Here is a 17,919-nt window from a genome sequence, read left to right as displayed (position 1 = left end):
CGGCAGGGCCGGGGCTCAACGCAGCGTCCGGCGGGCGGAGTTCGGGGCACCCCGCGGCGCCGGTGACCGTGCCGGCCACGGGCATGGCGAACGCCCGGCGGGTGGGCGTTCGCCCGCCGGGCGTGCTGCGGAACGCTGCGGCTAGGCCGCCGAGAGATCCAGGCCCAGTTGTTCCGCGATACCGGCCGCGAGGGCGGCCAGCGTCGGGTGTTCCCAGACGAAGTTTCTCGGCAGGGTGAGGGTGAAGGAACGGTCGAGGCGTACCCGCAATTCCATGGCCAACAGCGAGTCGAATCCCAGCGACTTCAGCGGCGTCTGCGGATCGAGCGAGCTTTTGCCCAGTCGGAGAACATCACGGACATGACCCGCCAGATGGTCTTCCAGAGCGGATCTGCGCGCCAGGCCGGTGGGCAGGGCGGCGAGTTGGGCGCGAATGTCGTCGGTGTTCTCGGCAGCCGTGTTCCGGTCCGCCGGCGGGGCATCGCCGGACACCGCGCTGAAGAACGGGAGATGCCGGCCCGCGGGCGGCACCCAGGTTTCCGGCGGGCCGGGAATGACTCCGGTCTGCACCCGCCGGTGGGACAGCAGCGTCTGCAGGGCCGCCAGCCCCTGCTCGGTGGGGATGGTGCGGTAGCCGCGGCGGCTGAAGTCGGTGGCGACACCGATCTCGCCCCACGGGCCCCAGTTGACCGCCACCGTGGGCATCCCCTGGGCGGAGCGCCAGGCGGCGAACCCGTCGAGCCAGGAGTTCGCCGCGGCATAGGCACCCTGGCCGGGGTTGCCCAGCAGCGAGGCCATGGAGGAGAACGCCGCGAACCAGTCGAGCGGGTGGTCCTCGGTGGCGTGGTGCAGATGCCAGGCGCCGTCCACCTTCGGCAGCCACACCCGCGCCAGCTGGTCGTCGGAGACGTTGGTGAGCACGGCGTCGTCCAGCACCATGGCGCAGTGCACCACACCGTGCAGCCGGAAGCCGTCACTCACCGCGGTGGACACCAGCCGCTGAGCGGTGGCCGGATCGGCGATGTCGCCGAGGACCACCGACACCTTGGCGGATCGGCCGACCGTGGTGGCCAGCGTCTGTGCGACGTCGGGGGCCGGGGCGGAGCGGCCGTTGAGCACGACATGGCCGGCGCCGTGGGCCGCGAGCCACTTCGCCGTGGCCAGGCCCAGGCCGCGCAGTCCGCCGGTGACGATGTACGCCCCGCCCTCCTGCACCGGCATGTCCAGATCGGGCAGCACCGCCGCGGCCTCCCCGGTGTCGGGCACCGTCAGCACCAGCTTGCCGACGTGGTCGGCGGCCGCCATGGTGCGGAAGGCCGTGGTGGCCTCGGACAGCGGATACTCCGTGCAGTGCAGGGGCTTGAGCCGGCTCTCCTCGAACGCGCCGAGCACCTCGCGCCACACCGACGCGAAGGTCTCGGGCCGGTTGCGCTGCAACTCGATCAGGTCGACGGTGCTCAGGGTGACGTTGTGCCGCAGCGGCAGCATGCCCAGCGGGGCGTCCGCCATGATGTCGCGCACCCCCAGCTCCACGAAGCGGCCGAAGGGGCGCAGCGTCTCCAGGCCCGTCCGGATGGCCGCCCCCGACAGCGAGTTGAGGACGACGTCGACGCCCTCCCCGTTGGTCGCCTCCCGGGTGCGTTCGCCGAACTCCAGGGTCCGGGAGTCCATGACGTGGCGGATGCCCATGCCCCGCAGATAGCGGCGCTTGTCCTCGCTGCCGGCCGTGGCCAGCACCTCGGCGCCCAGCAGCCGGGCCACCGCGATCGCCGCCAGACCGGTGCCGCCGGTGGCGGAGTGGATCAGCACCCGCTCCCCCGCGGTCAGCCGGGCGACCGACCGCAGGGAGTACCAGGCGGTCAGGAAGGCGATCGGCAGGCCGGCCGCGGCCACCGGTTCGATGCCGAACGGGAGGGGGGCCACCGTCTCCGCGGGCAGGGTCACGAACGAGCCGAAGGCCCCGCCGCGCAGATCGACCGCGAGCACCTCGTCGCCGACCTGCACCCGCTCCACCCCGTCGCCGACCGCGCTGACCACACCGGAGCACTCGAAGCCGATCCGGTAGCGGACGTCCAGGTCACCGGGGAGCAGGCCCATGGCGGTGAGCACATCGCGGAAGTTGAGGCCGGCGGCGGTGACCTTCACCTCGACCTCGCCGGGCCGTGGCGCGCGCCGCCCGGTGGCCGCGTACTCCAGGCTCGACAGGTCACCGAGCCGGGACGCGCGCAGCCGGAACCCGTCCACCCCGTACCGCACGGTGCACGGGGTGGCGGCACGGTCCTGTGCGCCCTCCGTCGGGGCATGCCCCAGGCGGGCCACGTACCGGCTGCCGGCCCGCAGGGCGACCTCGTCGTCGGCCGCGTCCGCGAGCAGCTCCAGGGCCACCTCCTGCGGCCCGGGGTCCTGGGCGTCGGTGTCCACCGATACCGGCCGGACCTCGGGGTGTTCCAGCGCGCCGACCCGCAGCAGACCGCGCAGCGCGCTCTGGCCGAGGTCGACCTCGTCCCCCGGCACGACGCCACGCGCCCCGCGGGTGACGACGTACAGGCGTGGCGCCCCGGTGGTGGTGGCGGCGATCGACTGCAGCGTGCCGAGCAGCCTGCGGGTGCGCCGCAGGGACTGCACCGTCGGGTCCTCGTCGTCCGGGGGCCCGCACACCAGCACCACACCGCGCGGGGCTTCCAGGGTGGCGGCCAGGCGGCCGGTGAGGGCGTCGCGGAACGAGGTGAGTGAGCTGCCGTCAAGGGCGCGGTCCCAGACCACCGTTCGGGCGGTGTGCTTGCGCAGTGCGGCGGCCAGTGCCTGGGCCGAGCCGTCCGCCTCGCCCACGATGACCCAGCTGCCCGGTGCCTGTCCGCCGTCCGGTGTCACTCGGGGGGCCTGCTGCCAGCCGATGTCCAGGAGCCAGTCGTCGACCGCCGCGGCACCGCGCGCGGCCCGCCGGGCGAACCGCAGACCGTTGACGACGAGGACCACGGCGCCGCTGTCGTCCAGGAGGCGGACGTTGGCCACTATGGCTTCCGGGGTGATCTCGCTGACGTGTGCGTGGCAGTACACGGCGCTGTCGGGGTCGCCGAGGATGCGCAGTGCCTGCATCCGCACCGGCAGCACCAGCGCCGAGTCCTCCTCGTTGATCAGCGGCGCCACGGCGAGCTGGGCGCAGAGGTCGAGCAGGACGGGGTGCAGCGGCAGCCCGGACGGCGGGGTCTGTGCCTGGGCCGGTACCCCGACCCTGGCCCAGAAGCTGTCGTTGTGGCGGCCGGTGTGCAGTTCCAGGACGCCGTTGAAGGCCGGGCCATGGTCCAGTCCGCGCCGCCGCAGGCTGTCGTAGAGCGCCGAGGGCTGAACCGGCATCGGATGGCGCACGCTCATCGCCTCGACGGACCGCGGGCGCAGCTCGGGGCGCACGGTCAGCCGGTGCAGCACCGCCTCGGCCTGCCGCTCCCAGCCGCCGGTCTCGTTGCGGGCGAGGATCTCGCACCTCGCCCGGTCCGGTGCGGTCAGGGTGACGGCGGTGGAGACCTCGGTCTGCGGGGCCAGCCGCAGCAGCTGCTCGAAGTGGACGTCGGTGACCTCCACCTCGTCGGGTGCCGCGCCGAAGACCTCGCAGGCGGCGGCGAGCGCCAGGCCGCAGTGCGCCGCTCCGGGGAAGACCGGGTTGTCGTGCACCTTGTGGTCGGCGAGCCAGGGCAGCGCGTCGGTACCGGCGTCGGCGCGCCAGCTGTGCCGCACGGGCTCGCCGGGGAACTCGGAGTGCCGGCCGGGCAGCGGGGCCCGGGGCGCCTCGGTGGCCTGCGCGGGAGCCGTCGCGGCGTCGGCCCAGTGGTGGCGGCGGTCGAATGTGACGGTGGGGGCGTCCACCAGGTTGCCGTCGTCGTACAGGTACCGCCAGTTCACCGGCACACCGGCGCAGTGCGCGGCGGCGAGCTGGGTGCGCAGCGTGGTCTGCTCGTCCTCCTCACGGCGCAGCGTGGGCAGGACGACGGGGTCGGTGACGAGTGCGGCCAGGCTCCGTTCGACGGAGTGCGTGACGACGGGGTGCGGGGAGATCTCGGTGTAGACCACGTGCCGGTCGGCCGCGGCGGCGGCCACCGCCTCGGCGAACCGCACCGGGCGGCGCAGGTTGTCGCACCAGTAGTCGGCGTCGAAGGCGGGGGTGACCCCGGCATCGACGACCGTCGAGTAGAACGGCACCTTCGGCGACCGGGGTGCCAGCCCGGCCAGGGCCGTACGCAGCGCCGGCAGGACCGGGTCGACCAGCGGGCAGTGCGAGGCGACGTCCACGGCGATCGGGAACACCGGGATCTTGCGGGCCTCCCAGGCGGCGGCCAGCCGGCTCACCTCCGTGGTCCGCCCGGCCACGACGGTCGAGTCGGGCGCGGACAGCACCGCCACCGACACCGTCTCGGCCGCGCTGTCGGCGAGTTCCTCGCGCACCGTGGCGGCATCGAGTCCGACGCTCAGCATGCTGCCGCTGCCGGCGATGTCGCTCAGCAGCCCCGAGCGCCGGCAGATCACCCGGACGCCGTCGGCCAGGGACAGCGCACCGGCCACCACCGCCGCCGCGACCTCGCCCATGGAGTGGCCGATCACCGCGGCGGGTTCGACGCCGTGCGCGCGCCAGGTCGCGGCGAGGGCGACCTGGAGGGCGAAGAGGACCGGCTGCACCGTGCCGCAGCCCTGGACGGGTCTGCCGTGCCGGATCACGTCGAGGACGGAGACCTCGCTCTGCGCCGTGATGAGCTCATGGACCTCGGTCAGCGCGTCCAGGAAGGCCGGTTCGGCCTTCAGCAGTCCGCGCCCCATACCGGGCCACTGGGAGCCCTGGCCGGAGAACACCCACACCGGCTGCCGCTCGACCGAGGCGCCCACGGCGCCGGTGACCACCGCCGGGTGCCGCTCACCCGCCGCGAACGCCCGCAGCGAGCCGATGAGTTCGCGGCGGGCGGAGGTCACCACGCCCATCCGGCCGCGGCCCGCGCAGCGCCGCAGCGCCAGGGTGTGCGCGAGGTCGTGCAGCGGGAGGTTCGCGCCGTCGCCCTCCATCCAGTCCGCGAGCCGGGTGGCCGCGGCCGGCAGCACGTCCGGGGAGCCCGCCGACACCAGGAAGACCTCGGAGGACGGCTGCGCGGGCCGTCCGGAGCTCTGGCGCCGGACGGACGGGGACTGCGGGGCCTGCTCCAGCAGGACATGGGCGTTGGTGCCCGAGAAGCCGAAGGAGGACACCGCGGCCAGCCGGGTGGGCGTCCGCAGTGGCCAGGCGCTCAGCTCGGTGGGGACGAACAGCCGGGTGCCGACGGCCGAGATGGCCGGATTCCAGCGGCGGAAGTGCAGGTTCGCGGGAATGGTGCCGCGTTGCAGACACAGCACGCTCTTGATCAGTCCGGTGACGCCGGCGGCCGGTTCCAGATGCCCCACGTTGGTCTTCACCGAGGTCAGGGCGCAGCGGCCGGGACCGTTGCCGTAGACGTCGGAGAGGCTGGCGAACTCGATGGGGTCGCCCACCGGGGTGCCGGTGCCGTGGGTCTCCACCATTCCCACGTCCCGCGGATCGACCCCGGCCTGTGCCAGGGCGTCCAGATACAGGGCCCGTTGGGCGGTCACCGATGGTGCCGCCAGCCCTTCGGAGGAGCCGTCCTGGTTCGTGGCCGAGCCGCGCAGCACCGCGAGTACCCGGTCCCCGTCCCGTACCGCGTCCGTGAGGCGCTTGAGCACCACCACACCACAGCCCTCACCCCTCACGAACCCGTCGGCGTCGGCGTCGAACGTCCGGCAGCGCCCGCCGGACGAGAGCATGCCCATCCTGGCGAACGACCGGGTGATGCGCGGCTGGAAGGTCAGCGTGACGCCGCCGGCGAGCGCCAGGTCGCACTCGCCGGCGGACAGCGCCTGGCGTGCCATGTGCACGGCCACCAGGGAGGACGAACACGCGGTGTCCAGCGCCACGCACGGACCTTGCAGCCCGAGCAGATAGGAGATCCGCCCGGCGGCCACACAGTGCCCGTTGGTCAGGATCGACCCCTCCAGTTCCTGGGGGTGTCCGGCGAGGTGATCCATGTAGTCGGTGTAACTGATGCCGGCGAAGACACCCGTGGGGGTGCCGTTCATCCGGTCCGGCGGGAGGCCGGCGTGCTCCAGGGCCTCCCAGGTGACCTCCAGCAGCAGGCGGTGCTGGGGGTCGAGGACATCGGCCTCACGGCCCGAGACACCGAAGAAGGCGGCGTCGAAGCCCGTCACATCGCGCAGGAAGCCACCCTGCCGGGGGGTCGGTTCCCCCTCCACCGGCCCCGGGAGACCCCCGGGGACCAGGCGTCGTCTTTCCTCGGGCAGGTCGCCCACCGCGTCCCGCTCCTCGACCAGCAGCCGCCACAGGGCCGCGGGCGAATCGGTGTCGCCGGGGAGCCGGCATCCCATGCCGATCACGGCGATGTTCTCTGTTGCGAGTCCGGTTTGCGTCTCGGCTGTCGAGCCGTGCGTGTCGTTGCTCATCGGGGTCTCCGTACGTGGGAGGTGATCTGCCCTTCGTCACACGGCTTCCGGGCTGCCGAGAAGGATGGCGTTCTTCACGCCGCCGACCTGGTAGTTGAAGGACAGCGCGTAGTCGAAATCGAGCGCGCGGGGGCGGATGCCGGGGACGGGGTCGAAGGGCAGCCCCTCGACGGGCTGTTCGCAGTTGGCCGTCGGGCACACCTGTCCCCGTTCGAGCATCATCAGCGTCATGGCGACCCCCAGGCAGCCGGCCGGTGCGCCGTTGTGGCCGAAGCAGCCTTCCTGGGACGTCATCAGCACCGTGCTGTCGGGCCCGTACAGCTCCTTGACGGCGTTCGACTCGAAGGTGGTGACGACGACATTGCCGTCGCTGCCGCCGTGGACGTACGGGACGTCGTCGATGTGCCACCGGTCGCCGAGGCAGCGGCGGACCGCGGTGACGAGTTCCGATCCGGTCTCTTCGCACGCCAGGGGGTTGGCCAGGCCGTCGCGGGTCAGGGCGGTGGACAGCACCTGCCCGTAGACGTGCGCACCGCGCCGGGCGGCGTGCTCCCGGCTCTCCAGGATCACGGTGGCGGAGCCCTCGCCGTGGTTGATGCAGTCCGCCCGGCGGTCGTAGGGCCGCATCAGGGAGGTGAAGGACGGCAGCAGTTCCGGCATGTCGGTGGTGCGCAGCGCGTCATAGGTCTGCTGCGCCCCGCCCAGCAGCCGCTGGATGTTCTGGATGAGGTGGACGTTGAACACGTCGACCCCGGTCACGACCGCGACCTCGACCTCGCCCTGGGCGATCATCCGCCGGGCGTTGCCGATCTGTACGGCCGACGAGGCGCAGCCGCACGAGACGGTGTAGCAGGGGCCGTTGGTGCGGGTCAGCGCCCCTTGGACCAGTGCGACGTCCGACGGCGTGATGGCTTGTTGAGCGGCCACGAACAGCTCCATGGCTTCCGGTGCGGTGGTCTTTCCGGGATCCGCTCTCAGCACCGAGAGATAGCTTTCGATGTTCGCGTCCACACCGCCGCGCCCGACCAGTATTGCGGCTTCGCTCAGCGCCCCGCCGTGAAATGTCAGCCCGGCATCCGCGGTGGCTTCCGCCATCGACACCAGACCGAAACGGTGGGCCGACGTGTAATGCCGGGAAAAGAACGGGGGGACATCCGGGAGGCGTTCGTCGAACATCTCCTGGGTGAGATCTACCGAGCCGTAGTAGACCTCGTCACGCTTGAGGCAGGTTTGGCCGTTGGAGACGACGGCCCACATGTCGTCGGCCGTGAAGACCGGCTCCGTCCGGCCGGGCAGACAGAATCCGACACCGGTGACGACCACATTCCGGCCGTCATTTCGGCTTTCGGAGTTCCCTGACGCTCGTGTCATGACCGGACTCCTTCACTCCTGAGATTCCGCATGTTCCTTCTCCTCTTCGCTTTGCTTTCTTCTGCGGACCGCACGGCGCCTACTCGGCGATTCTTGTGCGGTAGCACCAGCGGTAGACGGGGACCGGCTCTCCGCCGACGTCCACGTATTCGCCGTAGAATTCGAAACGCTCGTATCCGTTGCCGCGCAGGACCCTTATCGGGTCGTTCACGGCATCGCGTGCGTGCTGCGGCAGGGAATTTCCCTCCGGCCCGTCGACGAGGACCAGCATTGTTCTTTTCGCCATGGTGTTCTCCGGTGTTCTGTCGCAGTGGGTTTGTGGGGCGGGCGGGGGAGTTGCCGTGGGGGGGGAACCCGGGTGCAGTCACTGCGGGCTGCGGCCGAGGAGGACGGTGCGCCACCGGACCGGCCGTGTCCGGTGGAGCGACGGGGCGAGGGGCGGTTCGCCGAGGCGGTGGGGGGCGGGGCGGCCGGTCACGGCGGCGTCCCTGGGGGGCGGGACGCCGTTGCGGGTGTCCGGATCCGCGGCTGAGCGGACGGCCCGGTGGCGGCGGGGTGCAGGTCGGCGGCGCTGTGCGGCGGCCGGACACGGCGCCGGGGAGCCGCGAGCGGACCCGCGCCGGGCGCACGCCGGCCTCAGCGGACCGGCCGTGCCATGGAGGTGAAGGCGCCCTCGGCGGCGCGGTCGGAGCTCCCGTCGGCGGGGAGCACGGCGCCCACCGGGCCGGCCGTGGGGGACGGCGGCGCGGTGGGCGCGGAGGCGTCGGAGGGGGTGGACGCGGGGCCGGCGGCGGCCGGCGGGGGCCCACATGGCGCCGCGGTGGCGTCGGCGGGGCCGCTACGGGTGGGGGGAGGGGGGACCGGGGCTCCGCCACCGGTGGCCCCCTGGTGCGGGGAGAGAGGCATCGCTGTTCCTTGGCGTCGAGGTTGTGGGACCTACCTGGAGGTGCCGTGGGGGCCGGCCGGAACCGGTCGTGGCGGGGGCGGCGGAAGCCGGTCCGACGGAAGGCACCGGCGGGGACGCCGGGCGGGGGGACAGCCGTCAGTCGGTGCAGCCGGGGACAGGGCCCTGCGGGGCGCGGGTATCCGGGACGGTGTCCCGGTCCTCATGGGCCGGCAGGGCGGCCGGAGCGTGGCGGGGGCGGCGGGAGCGGCGAGGGGCGGCGGCAGGGCCGGGGCCGGCGGCGGCCTTCGGTACGAGGGGCCCGGCCGGTACGAGGCGTCCGCCGGCGCCGGGGACGGGCACCGGTCCGCCCTCCGCGCGGAAGCGGAACCGCCCGCGGGGATTCAGGCGGGCGAGGGGGCGGCGCCGTACCGCCGGGCACGCCGGGCCGGTGCGCCGGAGCCCCGCGGCACCCGAACTGCCGGTGTCGCGGGGAGCATTGAGGAGAGAGGTGCCGTAAGGCGCCGGTGTCCGGCGGCCGTTGCCGGCCGCGGGTGCCGGGCCGGCCGGGGTGGCGGACGCCGTCTTCCCGTATGGCGCCGGGGTCGTGACACTCGTGTCGTCGCCGGCGGAGCCGGGTGCCGGTGCCGCCGCGGTGAGGCTCAGGATCCCGGTGCGGACACCGTCGATCCAGCGAATGAAGGAAAGAGTTCGCATTGAAGCCCCCTGACCGAATGTGGGGGGCCGATCAGCCGGTGCCGAGGAATCGGCACCGGCTGACGGATCCAAAACCCTCTACCGGGGACGCCCATACGACATCTCGGTCTGACCGCAACCAGGCGCTGGGGCCGGGCCAACGGGTAGGCCAAGTGCCGCTCCCCGGAGAGGATGGGCGGCCCACCGGTTGGATGGAACTAGTTATCCATGCGGCTCGTCGCGCTACAACAGTCAATCGATAAGGCCACCCGTTCGGAGCAGCGCGAAAAGTGGAAACTCGTACCAACTTGCGCAATGGCCTTAGTAGATGCCTTTATTCCACACATGGCTGATGAAGCGTTTGATTGCCGACCGCGTCCGCCCGGTCACCAGCTGGAACCGCCTGGCCAGGCAAGGCGGGCGCTTGTCATTCTTGTGCGTGGAACGCATCCGGACCGACCGTCCGGCATTACGCGGCGACGTCGCACCATCACGACCATGACAACGGAAGTCATTACACCATCCCGCGTTCCCGCTCCGCAGCCACATCTCCCTTTGCACTTAGCCTAGTTGGCGCTGCGTCCACAATTCTCCCGTACCTGTGACTGATCCGCGGGAGGCCGCCGGCGCGGACCGTCCGCGCTGTAGAGCTCGGACATTTGCCGGCCTTGGGGCCGGCCCTCGTCCCCCTCCGTGGCGGACAGCACGCCAAAGTGCTCTCCGCCGGAGCTCACAGTTCACTGCACCTCCCCGGGCAAGGGGTGACCGGATTCCTCGATTCCGATTTCGCGCTCCCGAGTGAATCGCGCCATCGGTGCCGGCCGGCCGAATAACTCCCCGATCAGACAAGGGTGATTCGATAATGAACAATGACGCCGGGTATCCGTTTCCCCCCGGGGACGAGATCCATGCGATGTCACTCGCCGCCTACGGGGAACGGCGGTGGCCGGCCGCGATGTACGGCCTGGAGACGCTGACCATGTCCCCGTACCAGGCCGGGTGGCGGCTGCGGGTCGTACCCAGCATCGGCCACGTCCCCGTCCGCAAGGTCACCCGCCGGGTCGTCAATCGCGCCCTGCACTGCTGGATCGCCGACGAATGCGGCCTGTCGACGGTGAAGAACAGCCTTGCCGTGCTCGTCCGCGTCCTGGAGCAGGCCGTACGCGACGGGGTGCTCGACGCCAATCCGGCCCGGGTGGCCGGCTGGCAGCAGGAGTACCAGCGGGCGCAGAGCGAGCGCACCACGCCCAGGGCGCTGGCCCTGCCGGACGTGCAGACACTGGAGCGGCTGGCGGCCTCGCTCGTGCAGCGGTCCTCCGACGGCCACGAGGGATGGGGGGACGTCGTCCGGTTCGCCGCCTGGACCGGTACCCGCTTCAGCGAGGTGTCCGCCCTGCAGGCCCAGGACGTCGATGTGAGCACCTGGACCTGGCACGTCCAGCGCTTCACCGTCTCCGAACCGGACGGCCTCGGCGACCGGGCCTGCCGAGGTCGGCACCAGCGGGTGGTGCCACTGCGTCCCGCCGCCCGCGAACTGGCGGCCGCGCGGCTGGAATCGGCGCGCCACCTCCCGCACGCCCGGCTGTTCACCGGCCCGGACGGGAGCCGCTTCACCGCGGCCGTCCTGCGGGACACCACCCGCTGGGACGATGTGGTGGCCGAGCTCGGTCACGAGTACCTCCGGCGCCAGGACCTCCGGCACACCGGACTGACATGGATGGCGGACGCCGGGCTGCCGCTGCCCTTGCTGTGCGGCGCCGCCGGGCGCCCCCTGGAGGACGCCCGGCGGTATCTGCCCCCCGACCGGCATCCCCTCCCCGCGCAGAACCATGGGGAACCACCGGCAAGTCCGGCCCCCGCCCGTACACCGGGCGGGGGCCGAACCCTTTTCCTGCAACGGCCTCAGAGGTGACCGCACCGGGGCGCTCCGGCCAGGTCCGGTCGGGCCCGCACGCACCCGTGGACCTCAGGCCGCGGCCCGGGCTGCCGCCCCCGGGGCGAGGGCCCTCACACGTAGGTGAACGTCCCCGCGTTGGCGCTGCCGGCCGCGGTCTGCACGGTCACCTGCACCGTCGAACCGACGGTTCCGGGCGGAACGACCCCGGTCAGGGTGGTGCCGGCGACCACCACGCTCGTGGCGGGCGTGGCCCCGAACAGCACCGTCGCACCGGCCAGGTTGGTCCCGACGATGGTGAACGTCGCTCCCGCAGAGGCGGTAGCCGGCGTCACCGTACCGGTGATCGTCGGAACCGGCGCCAGGTAGGTGAACCCGCCGGGAACACTCGCGGTACCCCCCGGAGTCGTCACCACGACCGGGACATTGCCTCCGGCGGCAGGCCCGGCAGGAGTGACACCGAGCAGCGCCGTGCCGGTCGGGTCCGTGCCCACCACGGTCGCCGCATTGCCACCGATGGTGACGGTGGCATTCTGCAGATGCGACCCGGCGATGATGAACGAGGTACCGCCTGCGATCGGTCCCACGTTGGGGGTGATGGTCGCGGCGATCGGCGGGACCGGCGCGACGTAGGTGTAGCTCACCGGATTGCTGGTGCCGCTGCCGGTGGTGACGGTGACCTGTACGGTGCCCGCGGCGTGCGCCGGGGCCACGACCGTGACGGTCAGGCCCAGCGGGTCCTGCCCGACGATGGTCGCCGTCGCCCCGCCGAACAGGACGCTGGTGGCTCCCGCCAGGCCGAGCCCGATCAGCGTCACGGTGTTGTTGCCCCCGGTCGGCCCCGAGTTCGGCAGGGCGGCGAGCAACGTGGGCCCGAAGGGAGGCAGAGCCGACTGCGGTGTGGGTGTGGACATCTGGATCCTCCTGCTGTGTGAGCGCGTAGCCCGGCCCGCTCGTGACAGAGGTGAAGCACACGCCGGAACCGGGCACTGACAGCAGCCGGGCCGCACAGGAGGACGACGCAGGCGGCGCGCCACGGCCGGCTCACATCTGGCCGGTGCAAAAGGGCCGTCGCGTCACTGGCCGCCCTTCGAGCCCTGCAGCGAAGAGGGCTGGTGGGTGGGCCGACTACCGAAGCCCGAGGGGGATGGACGGCCCGCCGACCAGGCACCACCAGTAATCCAGAAGAGTGCACACCGGGCAATCACGTTGACCCCAGAGCACCCTTTCGGCTCAGCGCGCATTCCAGACGTCGCACAACACTTCCGCTACGGGGGGGCCGGGGGCGGGCTTACGCCGCGCCGACCAGCTGACGGGTCCGTGCCGGCCAGCTGACGGGGCCGTGCTGCCCAACTGCCGGGTCCGCGCTGCCCTGCCCTTCGCGCCCCTCCCTTCCCCCTCCCCCTCCTCCCCCTCCCGCCTCTCACGCCTCTCACGCCGTCCGTATCCCCCTCCCACCCAGGGACCCGGTAGGGGCGGCCGCCGCCGTTTCCACCAGTGACGGGTAGTCCGCCAACTCGATCGCTGCGGAGAGGTCTTGCCCCTCTCCCAGCATGGCGGCGAGGGCGGACGGGTCGTTCAGGAGGGCATTGCGGGCGTCCATGGCCTCCTGGGTGGGCGGGGCCAGGAATTCGCCTGCGCCGCGGCCGCCCTCCTGGCATCGGGTCACATAGGGGCGCAGCTTCTGTTCGTAGCGGGCGAAGGCCGTGGCGTGGTCGCCGTCGGCGAGGGCCAGTTCACCGGCGAGGACATAGGCGCCGACGACCGCCGAGCCGGTACCCATCCCCCCGACCGTGGCACCGTGGGCGGCGTCGCCCAGGAGGGCTATGCGGCCCGTGGACCACGTCGGCACGTCGACGCGGCTGATGGAGTCGAAGTAGAGGTCCCGGGCGCCCCGGAGGCTCCCTATCACCTCCGGCGTCCGCCAGCCGGCTCCCTCGAAGGCCGCGGTCACCGCCGCCTTCTGGGACCGGAGGTCGCGTCGGTCGTAGGAGAGTTCCTCCGCGGCGAAGACGCAGAAGGATTCGCCTGTGTAGCCCGGTTCCTGGGCGCGGCGGGGCACCCGGCCGACGGTGGCCAGCCGGCCCGGTTCGCCGTAGCCGACCTGGCGGGCGCCGAGGTCCCCCGCGTCCTCGGGCAGGTCCCAGGCGGCGACGTAGTAGCCGAGGTGGCTGACGAACTCCTCCTCGGGGCCGAAGGCGAGCCGACGCACGGTGGAGTGCTGGCCATCGGCGCCTATCACGAGGTCGAAGGTGCGCGGCGCGCCCCGTTCGAACGTCACCTGCACGCCGTCGGCGGTCTGGGTCAGGCCGGCGAGGGAGTCGCCGAAGACGTACTCGGGCGCACCGCCGGAGGCGGCACCGGGCGGCGCGGCCAGGCTGTGCTCGTAGAGGATGCGGGACAGATCCGACCGGAGTATTTCGACCTCGCCGCCGGCGACCTCGGCGGGCATGGAGGCGAGTTGGCGGCCCTGTCCGTCGATGAAGCTCAGCGGGGCGCCGCCGCCGGTGCTGTGACTCTTGATGTCCTCCAGGACGCCCATCCGCTCCAGGGCCTGGAGGTGGACCGCGCCCCGGAAGTCGACCGCGAAGCCGCCGCCCCGCAGGGCGGTGGCCACCTCGACCACCGTGACGCGGAAGCCGTAGCGGCCGAGCCAGTAGGCCAGGGCCGGGCCGGCGACGCTGGCTCCCGAGATCAGCACGGTGCGCCGCCGCGAGGGCACCGACCCCCGCTCCCCGGCCCGTTCGGACCGCTCCGTACCGCCGTGTCCCGCTGCTGCTTCGTACGCCATCGCACGCTCCCCCGTCGATCGGTCGGACTGACACAAGAAACTGTATCCGATGGACGCAGTTTTGTGTACCCCGGACGCAGTTTTAGGATGCGGGGGTGGCAGGAGATGACGAGAAGCGCAGCGTGTTCGGGGATCAGGCGGGCAGCGTCGAGTTGCTGTGGGGTGGGCGCGAGCGGCCCGGCCGGGGCCCCAAACCGGCACTGAGCCTGGAGCGGATCACGCGGACGGCGTTGGCCCTGGCCGATGCCGGCGGGCTCGGGGCGGTCTCCATGCAGCGGATCGCGGCCGAACTGGACTTCTCCAAGATGTCCTTGTACCGCTATGTGCCAGGAAAGACCGAACTGGTCGCGCTGATGATCGACATGGCGATGGGGGAACCGCCGCCGGACGCCCCGGGCCCGGCCGGCGCCGGGCAGTGGCGCGTGGTGCTGCGGGCCTGGGCACAGGCGCTGGCGGAGGTCTACGAACGGCATCCCTGGCTGCTGGGCGCGGCCGTCGGCCCCCGCGTCATGGGCCCCAACGAACTCGGCTGGACCGAACGCGCCGTCGCCGCGCTCGCGGACACCGGCCTGAGCGGCGGCGAGCAGTTCGACGCCGTGGTCGTGGTGAGCGGCCATGTCCGGGCCCTCGCCCAGGTGTCGGCCTCGATGGGGCTGGGCAGCGCGCGGGCCAAGGAGCCCGAACAGGTCATGAGCGCGGCGCTGAACGAGCTGCTCGCCGGCCGCGCCGACCGCTTTCCCGCGATCGCCGCGGCCGTCGCCGCCACCGAGACCGACGTCACCGCACGTGACCAGGCAGCGGAGTTCGGCCTGGAGCGGATTCTGGACGGCCTGGAGGCCTATATGGGCAGGGCTTAGTCCGAGGTGCCGACGGGGGCCGCGGGCAGCATGTGCAGCCAGTCGGTCAGCAGCCGGTTGACCTCCGCGGGGCGTTCCTGCTGGACCCAGTGGCCGCAGCCGTCGAGGAGGTGAGAGGCGGACAGGCCCGGGAGGGTACGGGGGAAGGCCTTGATGGCGTCGGACATCCAGCGGGTGGGGGCGTCGTTTTCCCCGCCGATGAAGAGTGCCGGCTGGGTGAGCGGGGCGCCGTTCCAGGCGGCGAGGTCCTCCCAGTCCCGGTCGACGTTGCGGTAGCGGTTGAGTCCGCCGGTCAGGCCGGTCCGCTCGAACTCCCCGGCGTAGAAGTCCAGGTCGGCTCCGGTGAGCCAGGGCAGGGGCAGCCGGATGTCCTCGGGGAAGCGGTCGGAGAGCTTCCCGCCCGGTGGGACGGAGTAGCGGGTGACGTCCCCGGGGTCCTCGGACGGCGGCACGGCATCGCCCGCGAGCGCGGCGTAGAAGCCCGCGAGCCAGCCGCGGACATCGGGCTCGATCTCCGCCTCCGCCCGCCCGGGCTCCTGGAAGTAGCTGATGTAGAACTCCCCGTCGCCGCCGAGCCGGGCGAAGGCCTCGGTGGGCCGGGTCTCGCCCCGGGGCGCGTAGGGAACGCTCAGCAGCGCCACGGCGGTGAAGACGTCGGGCCGCAGGAGTGCGCTGTGGGCGGCGATCGGTGAGCCCCAGTCATGGCCCGCGATCACCGCGGTCTCCTCGCCGAGGGCGCGCACCACCGCGACGTTGTCGGCGACATGGGCCAGCATCCGGTAGGCCGACACCTCGCGGGGCTTCGAGGAACGCCCGTAGCCGCGGACGTCGATGGCGACCGCACGGTAGCCCGCCGCGGCGAGCGCGGGGAGTTGGTGACGCCAGGAATACCAGGACTCGGGAAATCCGTGGACCATCAGGACGAGCGGGCCGGTGCCCTGCTCGACCAGGTGGATGCGGCCGCCGGGGACCTCCACCGTACGGTGCGTCGCCTCCGGTAGCGGGGCGGCAAACCGGTGTGGTCCCGGTGCCCCGCCGGCGGTGGACGTGGACGGGGCGGCCGGTGTCTTGGCGGACTGCGACATGCATCCCTCCCAGGGGAGTTCGGCGGTGGTGGTGACGTCCGGCCGGTGACGGATGGCGGACGACGGATGGGGCGAGGGATCGCGGCCTTCGTGGTCGCGTGAGGCACTTCCGTTGGGACGCCCCGACTTGACTGCCCCTCCGCCACGATCATGACACTCCCCGGGCGGAGGGGGCGGACGGGCAGTCGGCGGGGGCGACGCGATTCGGACAGGGCCGGGACGGCGTGGCGTCGTCGAGCCGGGCAGCGACCTCGGACGCCGTGTTCCCACAGCCAGCCCACCCCGAAGACTCATGACCGGGTCGGTGACGCCCCCTCTCCTTATATATCGGGAGCCAGGATATAGTTCCTGCATGACTCCCAGAGGTATGACGCAAGCTGCGTTCTTCGTCCTCACCGCACTGGTCGACCAGCCGCGGCACGGCTACGGGATCGTGCAGGTGGTCGACGAGCTGTCCGAAGGCCATGTGCAGCTGCGGATCGGCACGTTGTACGGCGTGCTGGACCGGTTGGCCGCCGACGGGCTCATCGTGCTGGACCGCGAGGAGGTGCAGCAGGGCCGGCTGCGCAGGTACTACCGGCTCACCGACGCCGGTGGGGCGGCCCTGTCCGCCGAGGCACGGCGGATGGCGGCCGGGGCCCGGGCGGCGACGGAGCGGATGGCCGCCCACCGTCCCCCGGCCGCCGGGCCGGCCCCCGCCGGCCGCTCGGTGCGCCGCCCGGGCCTCGCGGGAGGCACCGCATGACGACCATGCTCGAACAGCGCTACCGCACCGTGCTGCGCCTGCTGCCCTCCTACTATCGCGCCGCGCGGGAGGAGGAGATGGTGGAGGCCTACCTGCACGGGTTCGACGAGCGGCAGCGGGACGAACTGCGCCCGGCGTGGGGCGAGGTGGCCAGCATCGCCGCCCTCGCCGTCCGCACCCGGATGGGCGCCGCCGGCGCCCCGGCCCGCTACGCCACACTCGGCGCGGTGGTACGCCTGTTCGCGCTCCTGAGCGTGTTGCTGCAGGCGGCTTCCGGGGTGACCGGGCAGGCCCTCCTCCTGGCCTGGGTTCACGGTGCCGCTCCCCGGGACCGGGACATGGTCCTGGAGGGCTTCACCGGCCACGGTGCTGCGGCCGGGCTGTATGAGGTCGTGCGCTGGCTGATACCGCCGGCGTGGACGGTGGCGTACCTGGCGCTGCTGCGTGACCACCGGCGCACCGCCCTCGCCTTCGCGGCCCTCGCGGCCCTTCCCGGCCTGGCTTTTGTGACGCAGCATCTGGACAGCGGGCAGGACGCCCTGGCGGTCTCCTTCTCGCTCACGGCTACGGTGTTCTCCTGGCTGACGGTCGTCGCCCTGTGCTGCGCCTTCCACCGCGACGCCCCGCCCGCCCGGCTCCCGCTGGCGTCTCCCGGGCTGGCCCTCATGGGCACCTGCGTGCTCATGGGCGCGTCGACCGTGGTGTGGCAGGGGGGCGCGGACCCGGGATGGGCCGGCGGTGTGGCGTTCGTCGCCGCGGCCGCGGTGTGGCTGGTCGCCCGGTGCCGGTCGCCGCAGCCCGCGGGAGACCCCGCGCTGCCCGTCGCACTGGCCGCGCTCGGCCTCGCCATGCTCGTGGAGCGGACGCTCAGCCTCGCGTTCCTGGCCGACGCCCACGCCCCCGGCTTCCTCCTCACCGTCACCGCTGTGCAGGCAGGCGTCATCGCCGCCCTGGCGGCAGCCCTGACGGCGATCGGCTCCCGCGGCCTGACCGCGGCTCGGTGCGGTACCGGCTGAACCCTCCCGGCCCTCGACGGACGGGAGCGGCCCCCCGTGCCGCACTCGAAGCCGAGTGCGCTCCGGATGCCGTCCGGTGCAGGCCGCCCGAG

Annotated in this window: 12 protein-coding genes; 4 read left to right on the top strand and 8 right to left on the bottom strand. The window is 72.7% G+C overall.

What is annotated here, in order from left to right; translation table 11 throughout:
• Positions 1-141: 141 nt before the first annotated feature.
• The 5 genes from CPH93_RS22605 to CPH93_RS22585 all read right to left on the bottom strand — a co-directional run bounded on the left by CPH93_RS22605 (position 142) and on the right by CPH93_RS22585 (position 9,460).
• Positions 142-6,489: a type I polyketide synthase gene (locus tag CPH93_RS22605; protein ID WP_096213897.1), complete on the bottom strand. Its 6,348-nt coding sequence runs from the start codon at positions 6,487-6,489 to the stop codon at positions 142-144.
• 36 nt (positions 6,490-6,525) lie between these two features.
• Positions 6,526-7,860, bottom strand: coding sequence for a beta-ketoacyl synthase N-terminal-like domain-containing protein (locus CPH93_RS22600; RefSeq protein WP_093483298.1), 1,335 nt, complete (start codon positions 7,858-7,860; stop codon positions 6,526-6,528).
• 79 nt (positions 7,861-7,939) lie between these two features.
• Positions 7,940-8,146 (bottom strand): DUF5988 family protein, encoded by a 207-nt coding sequence (locus tag CPH93_RS22595; RefSeq protein WP_231976925.1) that lies wholly within the window; start codon positions 8,144-8,146, stop codon positions 7,940-7,942.
• A 350-nt stretch (positions 8,147-8,496) separates the two neighbouring features.
• Positions 8,497-8,766, bottom strand: a complete 270-nt coding sequence (locus CPH93_RS22590; RefSeq protein WP_006605516.1) for a hypothetical protein — start codon at positions 8,764-8,766, stop codon at positions 8,497-8,499.
• 136 nt (positions 8,767-8,902) lie between these two features.
• Positions 8,903-9,460, bottom strand: a complete 558-nt coding sequence (locus tag CPH93_RS22585; protein ID WP_096213896.1) for a hypothetical protein — start codon at positions 9,458-9,460, stop codon at positions 8,903-8,905.
• Positions 9,461-10,301: 841 nt separating this feature from the next.
• On the opposite strand from CPH93_RS22585, the gene CPH93_RS22580 reads away from it, so the two are divergent.
• Positions 10,302-11,351 carry a tyrosine-type recombinase/integrase gene (locus CPH93_RS22580; protein WP_096213895.1) on the top strand — a complete coding sequence of 350 codons (1,050 nt, stop codon included), beginning with the start codon at positions 10,302-10,304 and terminating at the stop codon, positions 11,349-11,351.
• 95 nt (positions 11,352-11,446) lie between these two features.
• On the opposite strand, the gene CPH93_RS22575 is transcribed toward CPH93_RS22580, so the two are convergent.
• Complete coding sequence (locus CPH93_RS22575; RefSeq protein WP_093483302.1) at positions 11,447-12,247, bottom strand: IPT/TIG domain-containing protein; 801 nt, start codon at positions 12,245-12,247, stop codon at positions 11,447-11,449.
• 518 nt (positions 12,248-12,765) lie between these two features.
• Complete coding sequence (locus CPH93_RS22570) at positions 12,766-14,034, bottom strand: FAD-dependent monooxygenase (RefSeq protein WP_096215545.1); 1,269 nt, start codon at positions 14,032-14,034, stop codon at positions 12,766-12,768.
• 185 nt (positions 14,035-14,219) lie between these two features.
• Between CPH93_RS22570 and CPH93_RS22565 the strand changes: the two genes are divergently transcribed.
• Positions 14,220-14,981: a TetR/AcrR family transcriptional regulator gene (locus tag CPH93_RS22565; RefSeq protein WP_231976924.1), complete on the top strand. Its 762-nt coding sequence runs from the start codon at positions 14,220-14,222 to the stop codon at positions 14,979-14,981.
• On the opposite strand, the gene CPH93_RS22560 is transcribed toward CPH93_RS22565, so the two are convergent.
• Positions 14,978-16,066, bottom strand: coding sequence for an alpha/beta fold hydrolase (locus tag CPH93_RS22560; protein WP_096213893.1), 1,089 nt, complete (start codon positions 16,064-16,066; stop codon positions 14,978-14,980). The two genes, CPH93_RS22565 and CPH93_RS22560, sit on opposite strands and share 4 nt — an antisense overlap.
• 367 nt (positions 16,067-16,433) lie before the next feature.
• Here CPH93_RS22560 and CPH93_RS22555 point away from each other — a divergent pair, with 367 nt between their 5' ends.
• Positions 16,434-16,811, top strand: a complete 378-nt coding sequence (locus tag CPH93_RS22555; protein WP_093483305.1) for a PadR family transcriptional regulator — start codon at positions 16,434-16,436, stop codon at positions 16,809-16,811.
• Positions 16,808-17,827, top strand: coding sequence for a hypothetical protein (locus CPH93_RS22550; RefSeq protein ID WP_096213892.1), 1,020 nt, complete (start codon positions 16,808-16,810; stop codon positions 17,825-17,827). The genes CPH93_RS22555 and CPH93_RS22550 overlap by 4 nt, the downstream gene beginning before the upstream one ends.
• Positions 17,828-17,919: the final 92 nt, after the last annotated feature.

Source organism: Streptomyces sp. 2323.1 (genome assembly GCF_900221035.1).
GTDB classification, from domain to species: Bacteria; Actinomycetota; Actinomycetes; order Streptomycetales; family Streptomycetaceae; genus Streptomyces; species Streptomyces sioyaensis.
Note: the sequence above shows the minus strand (reverse complement) of the source record. Positions and strands in the feature narration are given on the sequence as shown.

Excerpts from the sequence above, each read along its gene's own strand:
- CPH93_RS22605 (WP_096213897.1), bottom strand. The coding sequence starts at position 6,489 with ATGAGCAACGACACGCACGGCTCGACAGCCGAGACGCAAACCGGACTC.
- CPH93_RS22600 (WP_093483298.1), bottom strand. The coding sequence starts at position 7,860 with ATGACACGAGCGTCAGGGAACTCCGAAAGCCGAAATGACGGCCGGAAT.
- CPH93_RS22595 (WP_231976925.1), bottom strand. The coding sequence starts at position 8,146 with ATGGCGAAAAGAACAATGCTGGTCCTCGTCGACGGGCCGGAGGGAAAT.
- CPH93_RS22590 (WP_006605516.1), bottom strand. The coding sequence starts at position 8,766 with ATGCCTCTCTCCCCGCACCAGGGGGCCACCGGTGGCGGAGCCCCGGTC.
- CPH93_RS22585 (WP_096213896.1), bottom strand. The coding sequence starts at position 9,460 with ATGCGAACTCTTTCCTTCATTCGCTGGATCGACGGTGTCCGCACCGGG.
- CPH93_RS22580 (WP_096213895.1), top strand. The coding sequence starts at position 10,302 with ATGAACAATGACGCCGGGTATCCGTTTCCCCCCGGGGACGAGATCCAT.
- CPH93_RS22575 (WP_093483302.1), bottom strand. The coding sequence starts at position 12,247 with ATGTCCACACCCACACCGCAGTCGGCTCTGCCTCCCTTCGGGCCCACG.
- CPH93_RS22560 (WP_096213893.1), bottom strand. The coding sequence starts at position 16,066 with ATGTCGCAGTCCGCCAAGACACCGGCCGCCCCGTCCACGTCCACCGCC.
- CPH93_RS22555 (WP_093483305.1), top strand. The coding sequence starts at position 16,434 with ATGACGCAAGCTGCGTTCTTCGTCCTCACCGCACTGGTCGACCAGCCG.
- CPH93_RS22550 (WP_096213892.1), top strand. The coding sequence starts at position 16,808 with ATGACGACCATGCTCGAACAGCGCTACCGCACCGTGCTGCGCCTGCTG.